The following is a 20,769-nucleotide window of genomic DNA, read 5'->3' on the forward strand; positions in this document are numbered from 1 at the left end:
CAGCGGCGGCGGGCGAAGATGACGCAGCCTGAAAGGCTCAGTTGGCCGAGCCCATCAGCTCCGAGACGATGCGCGGATCGGTCAGGGTGACAGCCGGCTTCCAGACGAAGCGGGGCTTGGCGTTCAGACGGGCGGTGATGAATGCGAGAAGCATGGTAATTTCCCCAGCGGTAACGGTGTGAGCTTGTGCCCCCTATTTAAGGCGCGTTTGTGTTATATCGAGAGGGCAAACAGAGTTCCGTTATGCACCCATTGCATAGACAATTAACCCGGCAGCAGGATTTGCCCACATCGTGAGCAGCGAGGACGGATCCGGCCCGCGCTCCGACGCATCGGGAATCGAGCGAGTGCCGCGCGCGCTGCGCCGGCTCGCCGGCCGTGTCCTGCACCTCTATTTCCGCCTGCGCCGCGGGATGACGCTCGGCGTCCGCGCCGCCGTGCTGAGCGAGGCTGGCGAGGTCCTTTTGGTACGCCACACCTACACGCCGGGCTGGCATATGCCCGGCGGTGGCGTCGAGCCGGACGAGACGCTTCTCGACGCTCTCGCCAAGGAACTGCGCGAGGAGGCCAATATCGCGCTGGCCGGTCCGGCCGTGCTGCACGGGGTCTTCCTCAACCGCCATGTCTCCGTGCGCGACCATGTTGCCGTCTTCATCGTACGGGCCTTCACGCAGAGCGCGCCGAAGCAGCCGGATCACGAGATCGCCGAGGCGCGCTTCTTCCCGCTTTCGGCCCTGCCGGACGGGACGACGCCGGGGACCCGCCGCCGGCTGGCGGAGATCGTCGAGGGGACAACAACACCAGCTGAATGGTGACGGGTAGAGCGCAAAAATGAAAAAACGCGAGTCGTCCCGGGCGAACGCAGAGAGACCCGGGACCCATTCCGGAACTTTCATCGGCAAGGCTCAGGAATGGATCCGGATCTCCGCTGCGCTCCGTCCGGGATGACACCGAGATAAATGTCGGGACTTAACGTCTTGAAAGCCCCGGCAGCATCCGGCGCAGCACGCCGTCCTTGCGGATGAGATAGTGGAAGAGCGCCGCGCCGATATGCGCGCAGACCAGCAGCGCCAGCAGGATGGCGAGCCAGCCATGGGCGGACAGTACGCGCTTGGCGACCTCCTCGTTCGGCGCAGCCAGCGCCGGCAGCTCGAACAGGTTGAACACCATCAGCGACGGGAACAGCGAGACGCCGATCCAACCGAGCAGCGGCACGATCAGCAGCAGACCGTAGAGCGCCCAATGCACGAGATGCGAGGCAGCCTTCTGCCACCATTCCAGCGTCGGTTCGTCAGGCGGCGCGCCATGCAGCAGCCGGTAGAGCAGTCGGCCGGCGCTGAGCCAGAGGACCAGGAAGCCGAGCAGCTTGTGCGAGGAATAGAGGGCGTCGGTCACGCCGTCCCAGATGTCGAGCGTGTTGCCGCGATAGGTCATGGCGAACCCGAGCGGGATCATCACGAACACCGCGGCGACCGTAATCCAGTGCAGCGCGCGCGCCGTCGCACTGTAGACGGCGACGCGTCCCGCGCCCGGCGTTACCGGGTCATGCCCCTGCGTCATTTCCCTTACGCGCTCCGGCTCGCCATATCTGGTCAGGGCCCGCTGCCACGACTATTCATCTGGTGTTCAATCTCGCGCTTTTATAGCCCAGTCTGCAATCCGCTGGCGATCAGGTCGATTGCAGGCACTGTCTTGGGAACCACGCAGAAGCGGAAACGTTGTAGAAGCGCCGTGTCGCGCCGGGTGATCTGTCCGAGCGAGATACGCGTAAGAAGCTCACACTCCTCCGCGCTCTCGGGCGCAATCTGACGGACCTTCCGATGCCTCAGTCGCGTAAGCTTTTCGACCGGCCGGGTGAAACCGATCTGGTCGCCGTCGACCGCGCTCTCGCCGAGTTTCGCGCCGCGCGTCCGGTGCTGCTGCGCCATGGCGCGGAGCTGGCTCTGGCTCTGTCGGCCGAGCTTGCGGAGGCCGATCTTACCGGCCGCCTCGACTCCCTGTCCGCCGGCAATACTCGTCTGGTTCTGAGTTCGGCGCGCCTGCGCCGTCTCGGCGCCAAAGGGCGCGCCGAGACCGGCATCCTCGCCATGCCGGCGATCGATCTCTCCCGGGTCGAAACGCTCGCCCTGAAGATTGAAGCCCGCGTCGATGCCCCCGTCGGGCCGGCAGGTGCGCTCGACAATGCCGCGCTCGAACTTGCTCGCCTCGCACTCGTGCTGCCGGCAGTGATCCTCGTCCCGGTCCAGGCCGCGCAGGTCGCCGGCGAGCCGCTGATCGAGGTCTCGATCGACGCGATCAACGGCTACCGCGCCGCGCAGGTCGCGCGGCTTGCCATCGTAGGCCGCGCCCCCGTCCCGCTCGAGGGCGCGCCCGAGACCGAGTTCGTCGTCTTCCGCGGGGGCGAGGGCCTGCGCGACCAGGTCGCGATCATCGTCGGCAAGCCGGATCTCTCGACTGCCGTGCCGGTGCGCCTGCATTCGGCCTGCCTGACCGGCGACCTGTTCGGCTCGCTGAAATGCGATTGCGGCGACCAGCTGCGCGAGACCGTGCAGTGGATGGCTGAGAACGAGGGCGGCATCCTGCTCTATCTCGACCAGGAAGGCCGCGGCAACGGCATCTCCAACAAGATGCGGGCCTACAAGCTGCAGAGCCAGGGCTGGGACACCTACGATGCCGACGAGGTGCTCGGCTTCGATCTCGACCAGCGCCATTTCGACTTCGCCGCCGCGATGCTGAAGCAGCTCGGCGTCTCCAGCGTCACCGCGCTGACCAACAACCCGCTGAAGATCGGGGCGATCAAGGCCGCCGGCCTCGAAGTCGCCGCGACGCAGCGCGTGCTCGGCCGCCCGAACGTCCACAATGTCCGCTATCTCGCCTCGAAGCGTGATCGCGCCGGCCACTTCATCGATATGGACGCACTGATGGCGCGTGCCGCGCCCAAGGATTGACCGGCGCGAGCATTGATCGCGCGCCGGACCTGGGGCAGGAAGCCCGGATGTCCGATGCTCCCCTGCCAGATCGGGACCACCACGAGACCGAGCAGCCGCCCGCACCCTGGCCGACCGCCAGGGTGATGTTGCTGGTCTGCGCCGGCTGGCTGGCGCTGTCCTGGCCCTGGCTCTCCGGCGCGGTCACCATACCTTGGGACGCCAAAGCGCATTTCCACCCGCAGCTGCAATTCCTGGCCAGCTCGCTGCACAGGGGTCTCTCGCCGTTCTGGACGCCCTACGTCTTCGCGGGATCGCCGCAGGTGGCCGATCCGCAGTCCTTGATCTTCTCGCCGCCCTTCTTCCTGATCGCCCTGCTCAACCCGGCTCCGGATTTCCGCTGGAGCGACGGCGCACTGTTGGGATCGCTGCTCGTCGGCGCACTCTGCCTCGTCCTCATCTTTCGCGATCGTGGCTGGCACCCGGCCGGCGCGGTCGTCTGCGCTCTGTCCTTCGCCTTCGGCGCAGCTGCCGCCTGGCGCATCCAGCATGTGGGCCAAGTGCTGAGCCTGTCCTATTTCGCGGTGACGCTGCTCTTGCTATCGCGGGCGCTCGAACGCAGCTCCTGGCGCTACGGCTTCGCCGCCGGCCTCGCCGCCGGCTTCATGGTGCTGGGGCGCGACCAGGTCGCGCTGCTCGGCGTCTATGTCCTCGCCGGATTGGTGCTCGCCGCCATCGCCATGGCCGACAAGCCGCTGCCGGCACTGCGCGCCAGCCTGATGCCGCTCCTGCTCGGCGTCATCGGCGCCACATTGGTCGCGACCGTCCCGATCCTGCTGACCGCAGTCCTGGCGGAGGAATCGAACCGGCCGGTCATCGATCTAGCCGGGGCCGGCAAGGGCTCGCTGCATCCGGGCTCGCTGCTGACCGGGCTGATCGCCAATCTCTATGGCGCATCGGGACCGCTGGAGAATTTCTGGGGCCCGCCCAGCCCGGCCTGGGAGAAGCGCTTCGGCCCGCTCGACCTCTATCTCGCCCGCAATATGGGCGAGCTTTATCTCGGCCTGTTGCCGATTCTGCTCGTCGTGGGCGTCGGCATCGTCCGCGGCGCCCTGCTGCGGCGCGAGATCGTCGCGCTCAGCGTTGCGGCGCTGCTCGTGCTGGTCTTCGCGCTCGGCCGCTACACGCCCGGCTTTGCCCTGCTCTTCCACCTGCCGGGCATCGATTTCTACCGCCGTCCGGCCGATGCGCTCTTCATCCTCGGCGCGCTGCTGGCGATCCTCGGCGGCTACCTGACCCATCTCGTCCTGACCGATACGGCGCCACGTCCGCGCCGCTGGCAGATCGGGCTCGAGATCCTGCTGCTGCTGGCAGCGTTCGCCGCCGCGATCTGGCTGGCCTGGACGGTCGGCCGCCTGCATGTCGCCATCGTGCCGTTGGTCACGGCCGTGCTCTGCCTGATCCTGGTCGCGGGAGCGCTGGTCGCGGCACGCGGGCTCGCGCTGCAGGACGCCGGCATGGCCGCGGCGGTCATCCTCGCCGCGACAATGGTCGTCGACCTCGCGGTCAACAACGGCCCGAGCGAGTCGACCGCGCTTCCGGCCTCGATGTACGACGTCCTGCGCGCCGACAGCGGCAACGAGACCATCGCCTTGCTGAAGCGCGAGACCGCCCGCACTGCCGGCCCCGACCGGCGCGACCGCATCGAGCTCGCCGGCATCGACTTCCACTGGCCCAATGCCAGCCTCGTGCATGGGCTCGACAACACGCTGGGCTACAACCCGCTCCGGCTCGGCCTCTACAGCCAGGCGACCGGTGCCGGCGACCATGTCGCCCTGCCCGACCAGCGGACGTTCTCGCCGCTGATGCCATCCTACCGCTCGCTGCTAGCCGACATGCTCGGCCTGCGCTTCATCGCCACCGGCGTCCCGGTCGAGGAGATCGACAAGCGCCTTAAGCCGGGCGACCTCGTCCAGATCGCCCGGACCAAGGAAGCGTATGTCTACGAGAACCCACGCGCCTTGCCGCGCGCGCTCCTCGTCACCGAGGCGCAACAGGCCGATTTCAGCGCGATCCTGAAAACCGGGCAATGGCCTGTCGGATTCGACCCGCGCCGTACCGTCCTGTTCGATAAGGCGCCGCCGCCTTTGCCGACCGGCCCGGCCCAGCCCGGAAGCGTCCGCATCCGCAATTACGGCACCACCGAGGTGCTGCTCGATGTCGACGCGCCGCGCGGCGGCTTCGTCGTATTGAACGATGTCTGGCAGCCCTGGTGGCAGGTCGAGGTCGACGGCAAGCCGACGCAGCTGCTGCGGGCGAACGTGATCTTCCGCGCTGTCCAGGTGCCGCCCGGTCGCTCGACCGTCCGCTTCGTCTTCCGCCCGTTCGATGGCCTCTATCACGCGATCGGCGAGCGAATCCGCAAGGCGAACCCGCCGCCGGTCTGATCAGCCGAGCGCCGCCATCGCCGCGACCGGCAGCGGCCGGTGCGTCGCCAGCACACGAGCAAGCCCGTCGGGAACGACAGAGCCATCCCGGATCGTCTCGTCGCGATGGATGCCGCCGGCGATGAACAGGCTGTCGAAGCCCATCATCTTGGCGCCGGCGAGATCGGTGCGCACGGCGTCGCCGATGACGAGCACGCGGTCGGGATCGACGTCGCGCCCGCCCCGCGCCTCGCGGGCCGCCGCGAGCGCAAGATCATAGGCCGGGCGGTGCGGCTTGCCCGCCCAGGCGACATGGCCACCGAGCTCCTCATAGATCGTCGCCAGCGCCCCGGCGCAGGGCAGGAGATCCTGGCCGACATGGACGACGAGATCGGGATTGCCGCAGATGAAGGGCAGGCCGCGCGCCGCGAAGCGCGACAGCAGGGGCCGGTACTGTTCCGGCTGCTCCTTGCGATAGTCGTTGAGCTCGGTCGCGACAACGAACTCGGCCTCGTCCTCGCCGACGATCTCGACATCGAAGCCCTCGAACACCGCCCGGTCCTGTGGCCAGCCGATATGATAGGCTTTGCGCAGATGCGTCTCGGCGATCAGCGCTCGCGTCACATCGCCCGAGGTCACCAGCCGGTCCCAGGCGGCGCGTGGCACGCGCTTGCCGTCGAGCACGCCGGCGATCTGAGCCGAGGGGCCCGGCGCGTTCGAGAGCAGCACCACGGTTCCGCCGCCCTCGCGATAGCGCATCAGCGCCTCGCAGGCAGGATCGAGCGCCAGCACGCCGTCATGGACGACACCCCAGACATCGCTGATCAGCACGTCGTAGCGGGCGAGCAGCGCGCCCGCTTCCATCAGGACTGGAACGCTCATGCCCGGCCTACCGCCTCTTGGGTGATTCGCGCTTCCACGTCGGCGCGACGCGGCAACGGCGCCACCGCGCCATAGCCCTGCGTCGACAGCGCCGCCGCGACATTGGCATAGGCGCCGGCTGCGAAGGGATCGCCGGTACGGATGTATTCGGCAAGGAAAGCGCCGTCATAGCAGTCGCCGGCGCCGGTCGCGTCGATCGCATCGACTTTGATCGGCACGAAGCGCCGGCGGCTATCCGGCGTCGCGACCAGCGAGCCCTCATGGCCGAGCGTCAGCGCCACGACCTTGGCGCCGAGCTTGAGATAGAAATCGACGATGGCGTCGGGCTGCTCCAGCCCGGTCAGCAGCTTGGCGTCGCCGTCGCCCGGCAGGACGATGTCGGCCATCCCGCAGGCGGCGTGGACGATCGCCCGCGCCCGCGTCAGCGGCCAGAGCTTGAGCCTGAGGTTGGTGTCATAGGCGGTGAGCACGCCGTTCTCGCGCGCAATCGCAAACGCCTCGAACACCGCGTCGCAAGCACTCGCCGAGATCGCCTGGCTGATGCCGGAGGCCTGGATCACCCTGGCTGAGGCGATGAGATCCCTGGGCAACTGCGCGGGGCCATAGAGGCTCGCGGCCGAGCCGGCGCGCAGATAGGAGAAGAGGTGGCCCTGCGGGCCGTGGGAGACGAAATACAGCCCGGTCGGCGCAGTGGGGTGCGTCGAGACATGGCTGTCGTCGACGCCCTCTTCAGCCCACACCGTCCGAAACGTGCGACCCGGCTCGTCGTCGCCGAGCGCGCCGATATAGGCGACCTTCGCACCCTGCCGCGCCGCCGCGATCGCGCAATTGGAGGTGTCGCCGCCGAGGCCGAAACGGTAGGCGCCCGCTTCGCCCCGCGTCGCATTGAACTCGCCGAGAGGCTCGCCGATACAAACGATATCCGTCATGAATCCAAACCGAGAAGCGCGACCGCGGACGCGAACGATCTTCTCACTAGAACATTGCTGGCCGTGGTCAAAAGGCTTTGGCCGGAAAGCGCCTATTCCGCCGCCTCGCGGCTTTCCGATGCGACCAGCAACGCATCGGCCAGCCGGACGATCTCCTGGCGCAAGGCCGCCTCGCCGGCGGCCTTGCCGCCATTCTGCTTGCGCAACGCCGCGAGCTCGCGCTTCAAGCCCGCCCGGTCCGCTCGAGCCTGATCGCGAGCACCCTGGACAGTGCCGATCTCCGCATGCAGCGCCTCAAACATCTCGTCGCGCTCGCGCAGAGCCGCGCGATGAGCAGCGGCCTCGCCCGCCATCTGCTCCTTCAGATGGGCCTCGGCTGCAGCGGCAGCCTCGATCCTGCCCTCCAGCGCCGTGATCCTGGCCAGCGCCTCGGCATGCTCGGCGGATGCCTGGGTCATCGCCGCCTCCAGTCTTGCGATCTCGGCGCCGAGCGCGATGGCGTTCGCATCGGCCGTGCGCAGCGCAGCTTCGGCTTCGTCTGCACGCGTCGAAAGAGCGTCGGCCCGCAATCTCTCGCTGTCACGATCCAATCTCATGGTGGAGAGATCCATGCGCGCATCGGCCAGCGCCGTCTCGGCCGTGGTGAGGCGAGTCGAAAGATCATCGCGCCCGGCCTCCAGCGTGAGCCTGAGCGTATTGGCCTCGACCAGGGCGACACGCTGGCGGTCATGTTCGCTGGTGAGCACCGACAGCGCCTGGTTGCGCTCGGCGAGCGTTGTTCCGGCCTTCTCGTGCAGCGCCCTCAGCTCGGCAAGCTCATGGCTGCGGGCGGCGAGGTCGGCCGAGGTACCGCTGAGCGCCTGCCGGGTCTCGGCCAGCTGGGCCTCCACGGCAGCAAGATCGTTGACACGGCTCGACAAGGTCGCCTGCGTGGTCTGGTGACCAGCGCTTTCGCTGGCCAATGCCTCGCGCGTCTGCGCCAGCTCCTGCGTCCTCTGCGCAAGCTCGACTTCGAGCGCCTCGATCCGCTGCTTGCGTTCCATGAGGTCGGTTTCCAGCCGGCCGATCGTCATGTCGCGCCGGCCGATCTCGCTCATCGCACCGGCCTTGGCAGCAAAGCCGCTCTCGGCCTTCTGTTCCAGCGCCCGCTCGCGAACCGCAAGTTCGGCGCGCAGATGGTCGCGGTCGGCGGCGATCTCGGCGAGCGACAGCGGGAATGCGGCTTCGGCCCGGCGCCGTGCGAGCCGATCGGCCCTGCGGCTCAACGCCGGTAGCGCCGCAAGGGCGAGCAGGCTTGCCGACAGGAAGCCGAGCGCGACGAGCATGGCGGCTTCGATCAAGGTGGGGCGGCTCCGATGTCTGTGATCAGCCCGGGCTCAGGCTGCCATGCCTTGATAGATAAGGCCAGCAGCCGGCGATTGTCAGGTCAGAACGGGTTCCAGGTCGCCTCGGGCGTGAACTTGAGATAGCCGAGGTTGACGCCGAGCCGCCAGCCGACGCCGGTGCGGATCGGCACGACCATGACGCCTCCGGCGGTCAGGGCGGTGAAGCCGAACCCGCCGACGAAATAGACCGAACCGTCGACGCCGCCGAAGCGCTGGTAGAGCGCGCTGACGCTCGGCAGGTTGTAGACCAGCATCATCGTGCGGGCGCCGTCGCCGCCGAAATCGAAGCCCACCGACGGTCCCTGCCAGAACACCTTGCGGTCGCCGGCATTGCGGGTGAACAGCGTGCCCTCGCCGAAGCGCAGCCCGCCCACGAAGGCGCCCGATGCCTCCTGGCCGAGGACATAGCCGTTCGGCTCGCCCCAGCGACGCACGGCCTCCTCGACCGTCAGAGCAAAGCCGCGCGAGACATTGCCGAAGAACTGGTGGCCGGAGCTGACCAGCTCGTTCTGGGTGAAAGAGCGCTCGGCCGGCTGGGCGGCAGCGGGACCGGCGGCAAGGCCCGCGCCGAGCAGCAGGGCGCTGGCGAGCAGGGTGCGGCGGGTAAAGTTCATCTCATCGTCTCCAGGCAAGCGCCGGGCATTGGGCATTCGGCCTCCTGCCGGGGTGGCGTCGACGGCGGACCCACGCGAATCCGCGCGATCACGGTAACCTCCTGGATACGCCGTATGTGTATCCAAGCGGTGAACTGCGGCGCAGGACGTGCCGTAACGCGACTAGAGCCAAGGATTGGTGGGCGATGAAGGCCGCAGCAAGGCATGCCGGGACCCTGATCGCCGGCATCATCACCGGCTGTGCGTTTCTCTTCGCCGCCACGGCGAACCGGGCTTCGACCCTCCCGGCGGGCTTGCCGGAGCTGCCCGGTCTCGGCGAGGTCATGCAGCGCGACAACCGCAACGGTCTTGCGCTCTCTGGCTTCGATCCCGTCGCCTATTTCCTGAACGATGCCGCAGTGCCCGGCCTGTCCGACTATGAGCTGGTCCACGATGGTGCGGTCTGGCGCTTCGCCAGTGCCGCCAACCGCGACGCCTTCCGCGAGGCGCCGCAGGTCTACATGCCGCGCTTTGGTGGCTTCGATGCCAGCGGCGTGGCGGATGGGCGCGCGGTCGATGCCGATCCGCATCGCTTCGCCGTCATCGGTTCGCAGCTCTATTTCTTCCGGAGCGACGAGAATCGCCGGCGCTTCCTCGACGAGGCGGCCCTGCGAGCCAAGGCTCAGGAACGCTGGCCGACCGTCGCGACCTCGATCGCGCGCTAGATCACGATGATTCCGGATCGAACCGATCCAAAATCATAAAACGTGATCGATTCCAGAAGATTAGAGCAGGATTTCTGCGAAAAACCGATTCCGACTTTTCGCATCCTGCTCGGAGTAGGGTCAAGCGCAGCGACAGGTCGCCGCCTTCTCGATGGCGAGCCGGGCCAGACGCTCGCAGCTCGCCGCGACGAAGGGCGGATTGCGGAAATCCCGCTCGGCATGGCCGTAGCCGGGCCTTTCGCCCTCGAGGGTCAACACGATACCACCAGCTGCCGCGAGGATCGCATCGCCGGCGGCGATGTCCCATTCCATGGTCGGGCCGCCGCGCACATGCAGGTCGGCCTCGCCCGAGGCGATCAGCCCGAACTTCACAGCCGACGATACCGGCGCGCCATCGCCTTTCGCGACCGCGGCCGCGACGCCGGCGCTGACCGGGTCGCCATGGAAGCGGCTCACCAGCATCAACGGTCCCTCGGCCGGCTCGGTCCGAACATGGACCTGCCGCGCCGCGTCGAGCGGGTTCGCCTCGGCATCGAGATCCTGGGTGAAACTGCGCTCGCCGCCGAACCAGAGCCGGCCGATGGCGGGCGCGGCGATCGCCCCGGCGAGCGGACGCCCATCCCGGACCACGGCGATAGCGACGCAATAGCTGTCGCCGGAAGCGAGGAATTCACGCGTGCCGTCGAGCGGGTCGAGCAGGATGAAGACGGAAGCCGGCGCCACATCGCCGACGCTCTCCTCGCTGATAACCGGAAAGCCCGGCAGCAGCTCGGCCAGCGCCTGCTTGGCGGCCAGATCGGCGGCAAGGTCGGCGGAACAGACTGGCGAGCCGTCCGCCTTGAGCTTGACGTCGCGCGCCGCCCGCTTCGCCAGCAGGACGGCGGCCGTGCGCCGCGCCGCCTCGCCGAGGGCGCGCGCGAGCCCGTCCCGATCGGTCAGGCGTGGATCGTCGTGAGCGATGGCCATCGTTCGAACCAGTCTCGCCGGCGCCGTGTGCTATCTTGGTTCCATGCCGGGCAGCGCCTCCGGCGACATCACTCCATTAGGTAGTGCATGGTGCGGTAAAGAAAAAGCCGGCTCGCCTTCTGGCAGCCATCTTGCCGGGGCATGCCGGCGCGACACGTCCGCATAATCGCGCCGATGCGCCTCCGCAGCTATGGTTAACCAGCTGCAAACCAGCCTGGCGCATGCTCCACCACCGACATGGGGCGCGCCGCCCTGATTCTCTTGACCGCAGGACCGGATCATGACCGCCATCTCGCTTGAGCCGCTCGATCTGGCCGCGCTTCTCTGCAGCCGCGTCTGCCATGACGTGATCAGCCCGGTCGGGGCGATCGTCAACGCACTCGAAGTGCTCGAGGAAGACGATCCCTCGATGAAGGACTTCGCGCTCGACCTGATCAAGAAGAGCGCGCGCAACGCCTCGGCCCGGCTGCAATTCGCCCGCCTCGCCTTCGGTGCCGCCGGCTCGGCCGGCGCGATGATCGACCTTGGCGACGCCGGCGCCGTCGCAAACGGCTTCCTCAACGACGAGAAGCTCTCGCTCGACTGGGAGGCGCCCCGCGCCCTGCTGCCGAAGAACCAGGTCAAGCTCGTGCTCAACCTGCTCGTGCTGGCGACGCAGGCGATCCCGCGCGGCGGCAAGATCACCAGCCGCTGCACCGTCGACGGCGAGCAGGGCAGCTTCGCCATCACCGCCACCGGCTCCCATGCGCGCATTCCCGCCCATGTCGAGGAGCTGATCGCCGGCCGTTCGGAGAGCGGCGCCATCGATGCCCATGCGGTCCAGCCGGTCTACACCGGCATGGTAGCGCGCGCGGCGGGAATGAAGATCGCCTTCTCGATCGAGGGCGACACGGTCAGCATCGTCGCCGAGCCCGCCTGACACCTCGAGGAACGCCACCCGCCGCCAGGATTCCTTGCGGTTTCCGCTCGCTCTCAACTGATCATAAACCCTTGCGCCGCAATATCCGCGGCAGCATCGGTGGCGTGAGTGAGCGGTCCTTGCATGGACGAGTTGCTGCAAGAGTTTCTGGGAGAGACCGGCGAGCACCTCGACATGGTCGATCGGGAGCTCGTCCGCTTCGAGCAGGAGCCGAACAACGGCGACATCCTGCGCAACATCTTCCGGCTCGTCCACACGGTCAAAGGCACTTGCGGCTTCATCGGCCTGCCGCGGCTGGAGGCGCTGACCCATGCGGCCGAATCCGTCATCGGCCAGTTCCGGGACGGTGCGAGCGTGTCCTCCAGCGCCGTCACCGCAATCCTCGAGACGATCGACCGGATCAAGGAGATCATGGCCGAGCTCGCCGAGAAGGGCCAGGAGCCACCGGGCCATGACGGCCAGCTGATCGACGAGTTGCGCGGCCTGGCGGAGCGGGCCAAGCAGGAACTGGCCAGGCGGCAGCCGCAGGGCTCGCTCGACCCCGTCGCCGCCTATCTCGCTCGCACGGCCGAAACGAGATCGACGGAAGCGGCCATTGCGCCCGCCCCCGGCTCGATCCAGGACGAGATGGACCTGGTTTTCCGAGCTGCGCCGAGCCCGCTCGACCAGCCCGGCATGGCCCATGGCGAGACCATCCGCGACCCAAAGGCGACCGGACCGGCGACGCTGCGCGTCAATGTCGACACGCTCGAACATCTGATGACCATGGTCTCGGAACTGGTGCTGACCCGCAACCAACTGCTCGAGATCGCCCGCCGCCAGGAGGATGCCGGCCTCAAGGCGCCGCTGCAGCGGCTCTCGCTCATCACCGCCGAACTGCAGGACGGCGTGATGAAGACGCGCATGCAGCCGATCGGCAACGCCTGGTCGAAGCTGCCGCGTATTGTCCGCGACCTCTCCACCGATCTCGGCAAGCAGATCGAGCTCGTGCTGGAGGGCGCCGAAACCGAGCTCGACCGCCAACTGCTCGACCTGATCAAGGATCCCCTCATCCATATGGTGCGCAACTGCGCCGACCATGCGATCGAGGAGCCGCAGGAACGCGCCGCGCTGGGCAAACCGAAAACCGGCACGATCCGCGTTTCTGCCTATCACGAGGGTGGCTCGGTCACGATCGCGATCTCGGATGACGGCCGCGGCATGGATGTCGCCCGCATTCGCAGCAAGGCGATCCAGCGCGGCCTGGCGACCGAGACCGAAGTCGAGCGGATGAGCGAGTCGCAGCTCCTGCGCTTCGTCTTGCACCCGGGCTTCTCGACCTCCGAATCCGTCACCGCCATCTCCGGGCGCGGCGTCGGCATGGATGTGGTCAAGGTCAATGTCGACGCGATCGGCGGCATGATCGACATCGCCAGCATCGCCGGCGCCGGCACCACGATCACCATCAAGATCCCGCTGACGCTGGCGATCGTCTCGGCCCTGATCGTCGCGACCGAGGGGCAGCGCTTCGCCATTCCCCAGATGGTCGTGCGCGAGCTGGTGCGCGTCAAGGCCAATGGCGAGCACCGCATCGAGCGTATCAACAACGCGCCCGTGCTGCGCCTGCGCGAACGGTTGCTGCCAATCATCGCGCTGGCCGGAGTGATGAACCGGACGACGGACGCGGCCATCGCCGATGACGGCTTCATCGTGGTGACCCAGATCGGCGAGCGCCAGTTCGGCATCCTGGTCGAATCGGTGTTCCACACCGAGGAGATCGTGGTGAAGCCGATGTCGACGCGGCTGCGCCATATCCCGCTGTTCTCGGGCAACACCATCCTGGGCGACGGCGCCGTGGTGCTGATCGTCGATCCCAACGGCGTCGCCCGCCTCGTCGGCGTGGCGGCGGCGCAGGACGAGACGACCTCGGACGACCCCCTCGAGCTGGGCTCTCCCGTCGAGCGCACGACGATGCTGGTCTTCCGGGCCGGGAAGGACACGGTGAAGGCCGTGCCCCTCTCCCTCGTCACACGCCTCGAGGAGGTCGAGGCCGGACTGTTCGAGACCGGCGGCGGACGCGCCTTGCTCAATTACCGCGGACGTCTCATGCCGGTCGTCCCGGTCGAGGGCTGCGCCCTGCGCCAGGCCGGCCTGCAGCCGATGGTGATCTTCTCCGAGGGCGATTTCAGCATGGCGCTGGCGGTCGACGCCATCGTCGACATCGTCGACGAGGTGCTCGACATCGAGATGCTGGCCATGCCCGAACAGGGGCTGCTCGGCTCGGCGATCATCCGGGGCCGCGCCACCGAGATCCTCGATCTCGCGCACTATTTGCCGAAAGCGAACCCCAATTGGCTGCATCTGCGCCGCGGTGAGTCCGGCTCGCCACGCGTCCTGCTGGTCGAGCCCTCCGAATTCCTGCGCGAGATGCTCGCCCCCGTGCTGAAGGCGGCGGGCCTGCAGGTCGTCCACGCCTCCGATCCCGCCATGGCCGCTGGCCTTGCTTCCGGCAGTGCCACCCTCGACGCCGTCGTCGTCGACATCGATCGCGACGCCGAGGCAGCTTTTGCTCTCGCCGCGCGGCTACGGGCCGAAACTCGCCATGCCGGACTGCGCATCATCGGGCTGACCAGCCTGCCGACCCCCGAACTGCATGTCGCCGCGATCCACGCGCAGTTCGACGAGGTCGTCGCCAAGTTCGACCGGCGCGCGCTGATCGCCGAGCTGGCTGAAACCCGTCCCAGACTGAGGCGAGCCGCATGACCGAGCCGCGCGAGGACAGCCCGTCCGGTCTTGCCGCCTTCGAGGATTCGCTCGACTACGTCACCGTCACGGTGGGCGGGCAATTGCTCGGCCTGCCGATCGGGCGCGTGCAGGACGTGTTCATCGCCACGCGCATCACCCCGGTTCCGCTGGCCCCGTACGAGATCGTCGGCCTGATCAATCTGCGTGGACGCGTCGTAACCGCGATCTGCATGCGTCGGCGCATGCGCCATGCCGACTCCGGCGCCATGCCCAGCGGCACCGAGGAACACGAGCTCACCGCGGTCGGCCTCGACCAGGGCGGCGAGGCTTTCGCCCTGATCGTCGACGCCGTCGGCGAGGTGATGCGCCTCAGCCGCGCGACCTTCGAGCCGGTGCCGATCCATCTCGACAGCGCCTGGGCAGCCATCGCCAAGGGCGTCCACCGCCTCGACGATCGTCTCCTGGTCGTCATCGACGTCGACGCCGTCCTCAACATCGAATTGCCGATCGCCGCCTGACGATCCGCTTGGAGCCATGTCATGAAATATTGCCTCGTCGTCGATGACTCCGCGGTCATCCGCAAAGTTGCCCGCCGTATCCTCGAAGGGCTGCAGTTCCGCATCGCCGAGGCGGAAGACGGCGCGCGCGCCATCGACGCCTGCAAGGGCGAGATGCCGGACGCAATCCTGCTCGACTGGAACATGCCGATCATGGACGGCTACGACTTCCTGCGGAACCTCCGCCAGATGCCCGGCGGCAAGCGGCCCAAAGTGGTGTTCTGCACCACCGAGAACGACATCGCCCACATCGCCCGCGCCATGCATGCCGGCGCCGACGAGTACATCATGAAGCCGTTCGACAAGGAGATCGTCGCGTCGAAGTTCCACCAGGTCGGCCTGCTCTAGCTCTGGAGCCCGAGCGGCATCCGACAGCCCCGCTTTCCCATCGCGTGCCCCCATGATCGCCACGCCGCATTTCGCCGAACGGCCAGCAGCGCGCCCGAGCACCGTGGTGATCGCCGACGATTCCGTCGTGGTGCGGGGCCTGTTCGCCCGCTGGCTCGGCGAGAGCGGCCGCTTCCATGTCGTCGGTGTCGCGGGTGATGGCGAGGCCGCCATCGAGCATGCCGGGCGCCACCATCCCGACATCATGGTGCTCGACCTCGACATGCCGGTGCTCGACGGCGTCGAGGCACTGCCGCGGATCGTCAAGGAAAGTCCACGGACAGCCGTGTTGCTGACGACCACGCTCACCGAGCGCAACGCGCAGCTGGCGCTGCAATGCATGAACATGGGCGCCATCGACGTCCTGCCCAAGCCAGACAGCCGCAGCGGCCTGACGCTCTCCCTGGACTTCCGCAGCGAGTTGCTCGGCAAGCTCGGCAGCATCGCCCAGTCCCGTCTCCGCAACGGGGAGGCGGCACCCGACGCAGGCGCGGCCGTCGCGATGCCAAACGGGGTCGCCGATCTGCGCTCACTGGTCTCGGTGATGCCGCGCTATCTCGTGATCGGTGCCTCGACCGGCGGGCCGCGAGCGGTCGCGCGCGTGCTTGGCGACCTCGGCGAGGCCCTCGCCAACCTGACCACGCTGATCGTCCAGCACATGCCGCCGCTCTTCACGGCCTCCTTCGCCGACCAGATCGCGCTTCAGCTCGGCGTGCCGACGCGCGAGCCGCATGATGGCGAGCGCCTCGCCCGCGGCACGATCTATGTCGCGCCGGGCGGACGCCATCTCGGCATCGAGCGCAAGCTCGGCCACATCGTCGCCAGCATCAGCGACGGACCACCGGTGCATTTCTGCCGCCCGGCGGTCGATGTCCTCTTCGCCGAGGCAGCCCGCCATCTCGGCCCGGCCGCGCTCGGCCTGATCATGACCGGCATGGGCAGTGACGGAACCGACGGGGCGACCGCCCTGCGCCACGCCGGCGGCGCCGTCATTGCCCAGGACGAGCTATCGAGCACGGTCTGGGGCATGCCGGGCTCGGTGGTGCGCGCCGGCCAGGCCAGCGCCGTGCTGCCCCTCGGCGGTATCGGCCCCGCCATCCGCACGCTCGTCGGCGGGGGTCGTCCGGCATGACCGAGCTCGACTTCGACTTCCTGCGCGTCCTGCTGCAGCGGCGCTCCGGCCTCTTTCTCAGCATCGAGAAGCGCTATCTGGTCGAGAGCCGCCTCGGCATGCTCTGCCGCCGTCGTGGCATCGCCGGCATTACCGCGCTGGTCGTGCAGCTGCGTACCAGCCCCGCCTCCGACCTCGAGGCCGCCGTCATCGAGGCGATGACGACCAACGAGACCCTGTTCTTCCGCGACCGCATGCCTTTCGACCTGTTCCGCGACGTCGTCCTTCCGGAGAAGCTCGCGGCCAATGCCGAGAGCCGGACGCTGCGCATCTGGTGCGCGGCGGTCTCGACCGGCCAGGAAGCCTATTCGCTCGCCATGCTGCTCGACGAGGTCGCCGACCGCTTCGCCGGCTGGACGATCGAGATCCTCGGCACCGACATCTCCGTCGAGGTGCTCGACCGGGCGCGCCAGGGGCTTTACAGCCAGTTCGAGGTGCAGCGCGGCCTGCCGATCCAGCTCCTGCTCAAGCATTTCCGGCAGGAGGGCGACAAATGGCGCCTGTCTGAGCGCATTCGCGACATGGTCAAGCTCAGGCAGCATAACCTGCTCGAGCCGAACCATCAGCTCGGCCAGTTCGATATCATCTTCTGCCGCAACGTGTTGATCTACTTCGACGTCCCGACCAAGGCGCGGGTCATGGCGGCGCTTGCCGAGCGGCTGGCCCGAAACGGTGCTTTCATCCTCGGCGCGGCCGAGACCGTCATCGGCATCACCACGACCTTGGTGCCTGACCCGCAGCACCGGGGCATCTATCGCGACGCCGCATCGAGCCCGCAGGCGCGGCGACCACCCTTCCCAACTCCTGCCGAGACAAGCAGCGCCTTCTCCTCGCGGAAAATCGCGCGGCCCTGAGCCTCTCGGCTTTCCGGCTCGCTTATGGGTCAAGCCCACCTCGGCGTTTCATGGCTGAGCTCGGATTACAGAGCCGAGACGGGCCGGAGAAAGCGCCTCTGCCGCGACGGCACCATGACAACCGGCATCGTCCGGCTTCCGGGCTCGCTGCAGCGCAAAGCCTCGGAACAACGCGACTGGCCGGCGCAAACAAAAACCCCGCCTCGCGGCGGGGTCCCCGTTCACCTGTCGTGTACATCCGACGATCAGGCGATCTAACTCTTGGACGTCGAACATGACGCCGTGATGACTGGCATCAGGCCGGAATGCGCTCTTCCACCTCGCTGGGCTCGCGCAGCACATAGCCGCGGCCCCAGACCGTCTCGATATAGTTCTTGCCGTCGGAGGCGTTGGCGAGCTTCTTGCGCAGCTTGCAGATGAAGACGTCGATGATCTTCAGCTCGGGCTCGTCCATGCCGCCATACAGATGGTTCAGGAACATTTCCTTGGTCAGCGTCGTGCCCTTGCGCAGCGAGAGCAGCTCCAGCATCTGGTATTCCTTGCCGGTCAGATGCACGCGCTGGGCATCGACCTCGACGGTCTTGGTGTCGAGGTTGACGACGAGGTCGCCGGTCGTGATCACCGACTGGGCATGGCCCTTCGAGCGGCGCACGATGGCATGGATACGCGCGACGAGCTCGTCCTTGTGGAACGGCTTGGTCAGGTAGTCGTCGGCGCCGAAGCCGAGGCCCTTCACCTTGTCCTCGATGCCGGCGAGGCCGGAGAGGATCAGGATCGGCGTCTTGACCTTGGCGACGCGCAGGCTGCGCAGCACCTCGTAGCCCGACATGTCCGGCAGGTTCAGGTCGAGCAGGATGATGTCGTAATCGTAGAGCTTGCCGAGATCGACACCCTCTTCGCCCAGATCGGTCGTGTAGACGTTGAAGCTCTCGGACTTCAGCATCAGCTCGATGCTTTGAGCGGTCGCGCTATCGTCTTCGATCAGCAGAACCCGCATGTCACGTCCCCAATTTCGCCCCGAGGCCAGCGATTCCGTTCATTCCCCCAGAACCCTCGTGGCCCTGGAGACGAACGCTTGCCCGATGAAACGCCACGCGACACGCTACGGGGAAATGGTTAACAAACCCTGATTCCCGGGCGCAAGCGCTTCTTGGCAGAAGGTTGACGATCCTTGTCGAGGTGAGTCGAATTTGACACGGATCGTTCGAGCTTCGGCCGCGAAAGCACCTTTCGCGTAAGCTCGCGTCGAGGAAAACAGGCGTTAATCGCCCGGCTCTCCGACGCGGCTTCGAAACGTAGTGTTAATCACTCGGGTAAACGAAAGGTTTACGGCAGCGAATCATGAACGGCGCACGACCAGGCCAGGACCGGTTATCCACACTCGCCACCATGATCGGCGAGCTCGATGCGACGTCCGTCTATGGCCGCGTCACCGCCGTGCGCGGCCTGCTCGTCGAGGTCTCCGGCCCGATCGCGGCGATGAGTCTGGGCGGCCGGGTCGGCATCGAGATCGCGCCCGGTGTCCGCGTCCCCTGCGAGGTCATCGGCTTTTCCGGAGAGAAGGCACTGGTCATGCCTTTTGGCGGCCTCGACGGCGTCCGCCGCGGCTGCCCTGCCTATGTCGACCGCGCCGTCGCCGGCCTGCGCCCCACCACGGCCTGGCTCGGCCGCGTCGTCGATGCGCTGGGTCGGCCGGTCGATGGCGGCCCACCGCTGCCGCAGGGCGAGCACACCATTCCCTTCCGCAACGATCCGCCTCCGGCCCATTCTCGCCGCCGCGTCGGCCCGCCGCTTGACCTCGGCGTGCGCGCCCTCAACACCTTCCTGACCTGCTGCCTCGGCCAGCGCATGGGCATTTTCGCCGGCTCCGGTGTCGGAAAATCGGTGCTTTTGTCGATGCTGGCGCGTTATGCGCGTGCCGACGTCAACATCATCGGCCTGGTCGGCGAGCGCGGCCGCGAGGTCCAGGAGTTCCTGCAGGACGATCTCGGGCCGGACGGGCTTGCCCGTTCGATCGTCGTCGTCGCGACCTCGGACGAGCCGGCGCTGATGCGCAAGCAGGCAGCGCTGACCACGCTGACCCTCGCCGAATTCTTCCGCGACCAGGGCCTGCAGGTGATGTGCCTGATGGATTCGGTCACCCGCTTCGCCATGGCGATGCGCGAGATCGGCCTCGCCGCCGGCGAACCGCCTACGACCAAAGGCTATACTCCGACCGTCTTCGCCGAACTGCCGCGCCTGCTCGAACGCGCCGGCCCCGGCACCGGCAACGGCGCGATCACCGGCCTCTTCACCGTACTGGTCGACGGCGGCGACCATGACGAGCCGGTCGCCGACGCGGTGCGCGGCATCCTCGACGGCCATATCGTCATGGAGCGTTCCATCGCCGAGCGCGGCCGCTATCCGGCGGTCAACATCCTGAAATCGGTGTCGCGCACCATGCCGCGCTCCTGCGACCCGCTCTATTATCCGGTCGTGCAGAAGGCCCGCGCCACGCTCGCGACCTATGCCGACATGGAAGAACTGATTCGGCTCGGTGCCTATCGCCAGGGCGCTTCCGCCGAGGTCGACGAGGCAATTCGGCTCAATCCCGAGCTCGAAGCCTTCCTGAAACAGGCCAAGGACGAAGCAACCCCGCTGGGCGACGGCTATGCCCGGCTCGCCCGAATCATGGGGATGTGAGCGGCTCTACAGCGTCCCGACATGGTCGAGCAGCGCCAGTGCCGCGGGAGAAGCCCAGTCCGCGTCGCCGAGCATGTAGCCGCGCACGCCGCCGCGCCGATCCGTGACATAGATCACCGGCAATCCTTCGGCGTTCGACAGCAGCTGCCCCGTCCCCGGTGCCGCGACGACCTTGCCGCCGCGATCGTAGAAGACGGGCAGACGCCTGACGCCGAGGCGCTTGAGGTACTCCGCGACATGGGCCAAATCCCGCTCGTCGGTGCTGATCGAGACGATCTCGACGCCTCGGGCCCGGAAATCGGCGAGTTGCCGTTCAAAGCGCGGCAAGGTGATTCGGCAGACCGGGCACCACGTCGCCCAGAGATAGATCAGGTTGACCTTGCCCGGCACCGGCCTGGCGGTTGCGGGCTTGCCGTCGAGCCCCTGCAAGGAGAGCGGCGTGATGATCTCGACCGGGTCGAGCTCGATGAACTGGTAGCGGGCGGTGCGGAACTGCGGCAGCCGCGCCTGCGCCAGGACCGGCGCCGCAAGCAGTCCGAGCGAGGCCTGCAGGGCGAAGCGGCGGGTCATTGAATGGGAAAGCATCTAGTTTTGTGTTCGCTTTCGTCGGGACGGCGGTGTGATAGATCGGCCCAGGCCGCG

At 67.5% G+C, this 20,769-nt stretch carries 19 protein-coding genes; 11 read left to right on the top strand and 8 right to left on the bottom strand.

Annotated elements, in window-relative coordinates; genetic code table 11:
* The first annotated feature begins 293 nt into the window (after window positions 1–293).
* The gene (locus CXY91_RS24660) at window positions 294–815 is read left to right on the top strand and encodes an NUDIX domain-containing protein (RefSeq protein ID WP_465246891.1); all 522 of its coding nucleotides are present in this window, start codon (window positions 294–296) and stop codon (window positions 813–815) included.
* Between the two features lie 154 nt (window positions 816–969).
* On the opposite strand, the gene CXY91_RS24665 is transcribed toward CXY91_RS24660, so the two are convergent.
* Window positions 970–1,560, bottom strand: coding sequence for a cytochrome b (locus tag CXY91_RS24665; RefSeq protein WP_100964179.1), 591 nt, complete (start codon window positions 1,558–1,560; stop codon window positions 970–972).
* Window positions 1,561–1,820: 260 nt separating this feature from the next.
* On the opposite strand from CXY91_RS24665, the gene ribA reads away from it, so the two are divergent.
* On the top strand, window positions 1,821–2,948 hold the full coding sequence (gene ribA / locus CXY91_RS24670) for a GTP cyclohydrolase II RibA (protein WP_100964181.1): 1,128 nt from the start codon (window positions 1,821–1,823) through the stop codon (window positions 2,946–2,948).
* 47 nt (window positions 2,949–2,995) lie between these two features.
* Window positions 2,996–5,374 carry a glycosyltransferase family protein gene (locus CXY91_RS24675; RefSeq protein WP_100964183.1) on the top strand — a complete coding sequence of 793 codons (2,379 nt, stop codon included), beginning with the start codon at window positions 2,996–2,998 and terminating at the stop codon, window positions 5,372–5,374.
* Here CXY91_RS24675 and CXY91_RS24680 read toward each other — a convergent pair whose 3' ends face one another.
* The 4 genes from CXY91_RS24680 to CXY91_RS24695 form a co-directional block, all read right to left on the bottom strand.
* The gene (locus CXY91_RS24680; protein WP_100964186.1) at window positions 5,375–6,235 is read right to left on the bottom strand and encodes a TIGR01459 family HAD-type hydrolase; all 861 of its coding nucleotides are present in this window, start codon (window positions 6,233–6,235) and stop codon (window positions 5,375–5,377) included.
* On the bottom strand, window positions 6,232–7,164 hold the full coding sequence (locus CXY91_RS24685; RefSeq protein WP_100964188.1) for a sugar kinase: 933 nt from the start codon (window positions 7,162–7,164) through the stop codon (window positions 6,232–6,234). The genes CXY91_RS24680 and CXY91_RS24685 overlap by 4 nt, the downstream gene beginning before the upstream one ends.
* A 92-nt stretch (window positions 7,165–7,256) precedes the next feature.
* On the bottom strand, window positions 7,257–8,504 hold the full coding sequence (locus CXY91_RS24690; RefSeq protein ID WP_100964190.1) for a coiled-coil domain-containing protein: 1,248 nt from the start codon (window positions 8,502–8,504) through the stop codon (window positions 7,257–7,259).
* A gap of 86 nt (window positions 8,505–8,590) precedes the next feature.
* Window positions 8,591–9,163: a DUF1134 domain-containing protein gene (locus CXY91_RS24695; RefSeq protein WP_091839135.1), complete on the bottom strand. Its 573-nt coding sequence runs from the start codon at window positions 9,161–9,163 to the stop codon at window positions 8,591–8,593.
* A 185-nt stretch (window positions 9,164–9,348) separates the two neighbouring features.
* Here CXY91_RS24695 and CXY91_RS24700 point away from each other — a divergent pair, with 185 nt between their 5' ends.
* Window positions 9,349–9,867 (top strand): YHS domain-containing (seleno)protein, encoded by a 519-nt coding sequence (locus CXY91_RS24700; RefSeq protein ID WP_100964192.1) that lies wholly within the window; start codon window positions 9,349–9,351, stop codon window positions 9,865–9,867.
* A gap of 120 nt (window positions 9,868–9,987) precedes the next feature.
* Here the strand turns inward: CXY91_RS24700 and CXY91_RS24705 are convergent, their stop codons facing one another.
* A complete protein-coding gene (locus CXY91_RS24705; RefSeq protein ID WP_100964194.1) occupies window positions 9,988–10,833 on the bottom strand; it encodes a 3'(2'),5'-bisphosphate nucleotidase CysQ family protein in 846 nt (281 codons plus the stop codon).
* 280 nt (window positions 10,834–11,113) lie between these two features.
* On the opposite strand from CXY91_RS24705, the gene chpT reads away from it, so the two are divergent.
* The 6 genes from chpT (at window position 11,114) to CXY91_RS24735 (ending at window position 17,445) form a co-directional block, all read left to right on the top strand.
* The gene (gene chpT / locus CXY91_RS24710; RefSeq protein WP_091839123.1) at window positions 11,114–11,752 is read left to right on the top strand and encodes a histidine phosphotransferase ChpT; all 639 of its coding nucleotides are present in this window, start codon (window positions 11,114–11,116) and stop codon (window positions 11,750–11,752) included.
* A 123-nt stretch (window positions 11,753–11,875) separates the two neighbouring features.
* On the top strand, window positions 11,876–14,494 hold the full coding sequence (locus tag CXY91_RS24715) for a hybrid sensor histidine kinase/response regulator (protein ID WP_100964195.1): 2,619 nt from the start codon (window positions 11,876–11,878) through the stop codon (window positions 14,492–14,494).
* On the top strand, window positions 14,491–14,994 hold the full coding sequence (locus tag CXY91_RS24720) for a chemotaxis protein CheW (RefSeq protein ID WP_100964197.1): 504 nt from the start codon (window positions 14,491–14,493) through the stop codon (window positions 14,992–14,994). The genes CXY91_RS24715 and CXY91_RS24720 overlap by 4 nt, the downstream gene beginning before the upstream one ends.
* 21 nt (window positions 14,995–15,015) lie before the next feature.
* On the top strand, window positions 15,016–15,381 hold the full coding sequence (locus tag CXY91_RS24725) for a response regulator (protein ID WP_057190702.1): 366 nt from the start codon (window positions 15,016–15,018) through the stop codon (window positions 15,379–15,381).
* A 52-nt stretch (window positions 15,382–15,433) separates the two neighbouring features.
* Entirely contained in the window at window positions 15,434–16,552 is a 1,119-nt protein-coding gene (gene cheB / locus CXY91_RS24730) for a chemotaxis-specific protein-glutamate methyltransferase CheB (RefSeq protein WP_091839114.1), read from the top strand.
* Window positions 16,549–17,445: a CheR family methyltransferase gene (locus tag CXY91_RS24735; RefSeq protein WP_100964199.1), complete on the top strand. Its 897-nt coding sequence runs from the start codon at window positions 16,549–16,551 to the stop codon at window positions 17,443–17,445. Before cheB ends, CXY91_RS24735 begins: the two co-directional genes overlap by 4 nt.
* A 295-nt stretch (window positions 17,446–17,740) precedes the next feature.
* Here the strand turns inward: CXY91_RS24735 and ctrA are convergent, their stop codons facing one another.
* A complete protein-coding gene (gene ctrA, locus CXY91_RS24740) occupies window positions 17,741–18,442 on the bottom strand; it encodes a response regulator transcription factor CtrA (RefSeq protein ID WP_091839107.1) in 702 nt (233 codons plus the stop codon).
* A 392-nt stretch (window positions 18,443–18,834) separates the two neighbouring features.
* Here ctrA and fliI point away from each other — a divergent pair, with 392 nt between their 5' ends.
* A complete protein-coding gene (gene fliI / locus CXY91_RS24745; protein ID WP_248307627.1) occupies window positions 18,835–20,127 on the top strand; it encodes a flagellar protein export ATPase FliI in 1,293 nt (430 codons plus the stop codon).
* 6 nt (window positions 20,128–20,133) lie between these two features.
* Here fliI and CXY91_RS24750 read toward each other — a convergent pair whose 3' ends face one another.
* Complete coding sequence (locus CXY91_RS24750; protein WP_100964202.1) at window positions 20,134–20,712, bottom strand: TlpA disulfide reductase family protein; 579 nt, start codon at window positions 20,710–20,712, stop codon at window positions 20,134–20,136.
* Window positions 20,713–20,769: the final 57 nt, after the last annotated feature.

The organism is Allobosea sp. FBZP-16 (assembly GCF_002831785.1).
GTDB classification, from domain to species: domain Bacteria; phylum Pseudomonadota; class Alphaproteobacteria; order Rhizobiales; family Beijerinckiaceae; genus Allobosea; species Allobosea lupini.

Bases quoted from the DNA above. Each gene is read 5' to 3' on its own strand.
- CXY91_RS24665 (WP_100964179.1), bottom strand. From the start codon at position 1,560: ATGACGCAGGGGCATGACCCGGTAACGCCGGGCGCGGGACGCGTCGCC.
- ribA (WP_100964181.1), top strand. From the start codon at position 1,821: ATGCCTCAGTCGCGTAAGCTTTTCGACCGGCCGGGTGAAACCGATCTG.
- CXY91_RS24675 (WP_100964183.1), top strand. From the start codon at position 2,996: ATGTCCGATGCTCCCCTGCCAGATCGGGACCACCACGAGACCGAGCAG.
- CXY91_RS24680 (WP_100964186.1), bottom strand. From the start codon at position 6,235: ATGAGCGTTCCAGTCCTGATGGAAGCGGGCGCGCTGCTCGCCCGCTAC.
- CXY91_RS24685 (WP_100964188.1), bottom strand. From the start codon at position 7,164: ATGACGGATATCGTTTGTATCGGCGAGCCTCTCGGCGAGTTCAATGCG.
- CXY91_RS24695 (WP_091839135.1), bottom strand. From the start codon at position 9,163: ATGAACTTTACCCGCCGCACCCTGCTCGCCAGCGCCCTGCTGCTCGGC.
- CXY91_RS24700 (WP_100964192.1), top strand. From the start codon at position 9,349: ATGAAGGCCGCAGCAAGGCATGCCGGGACCCTGATCGCCGGCATCATC.
- CXY91_RS24705 (WP_100964194.1), bottom strand. From the start codon at position 10,833: ATGGCCATCGCTCACGACGATCCACGCCTGACCGATCGGGACGGGCTC.
- chpT (WP_091839123.1), top strand. From the start codon at position 11,114: ATGACCGCCATCTCGCTTGAGCCGCTCGATCTGGCCGCGCTTCTCTGC.
- CXY91_RS24715 (WP_100964195.1), top strand. From the start codon at position 11,876: ATGGACGAGTTGCTGCAAGAGTTTCTGGGAGAGACCGGCGAGCACCTC.
- CXY91_RS24720 (WP_100964197.1), top strand. From the start codon at position 14,491: ATGACCGAGCCGCGCGAGGACAGCCCGTCCGGTCTTGCCGCCTTCGAG.
- CXY91_RS24725 (WP_057190702.1), top strand. From the start codon at position 15,016: ATGAAATATTGCCTCGTCGTCGATGACTCCGCGGTCATCCGCAAAGTT.
- cheB (WP_091839114.1), top strand. From the start codon at position 15,434: ATGATCGCCACGCCGCATTTCGCCGAACGGCCAGCAGCGCGCCCGAGC.
- CXY91_RS24735 (WP_100964199.1), top strand. From the start codon at position 16,549: ATGACCGAGCTCGACTTCGACTTCCTGCGCGTCCTGCTGCAGCGGCGC.
- ctrA (WP_091839107.1), bottom strand. From the start codon at position 18,442: ATGCGGGTTCTGCTGATCGAAGACGATAGCGCGACCGCTCAAAGCATC.
- fliI (WP_248307627.1), top strand. From the start codon at position 18,835: ATGATCGGCGAGCTCGATGCGACGTCCGTCTATGGCCGCGTCACCGCC.
- CXY91_RS24750 (WP_100964202.1), bottom strand. From the start codon at position 20,712: ATGCTTTCCCATTCAATGACCCGCCGCTTCGCCCTGCAGGCCTCGCTC.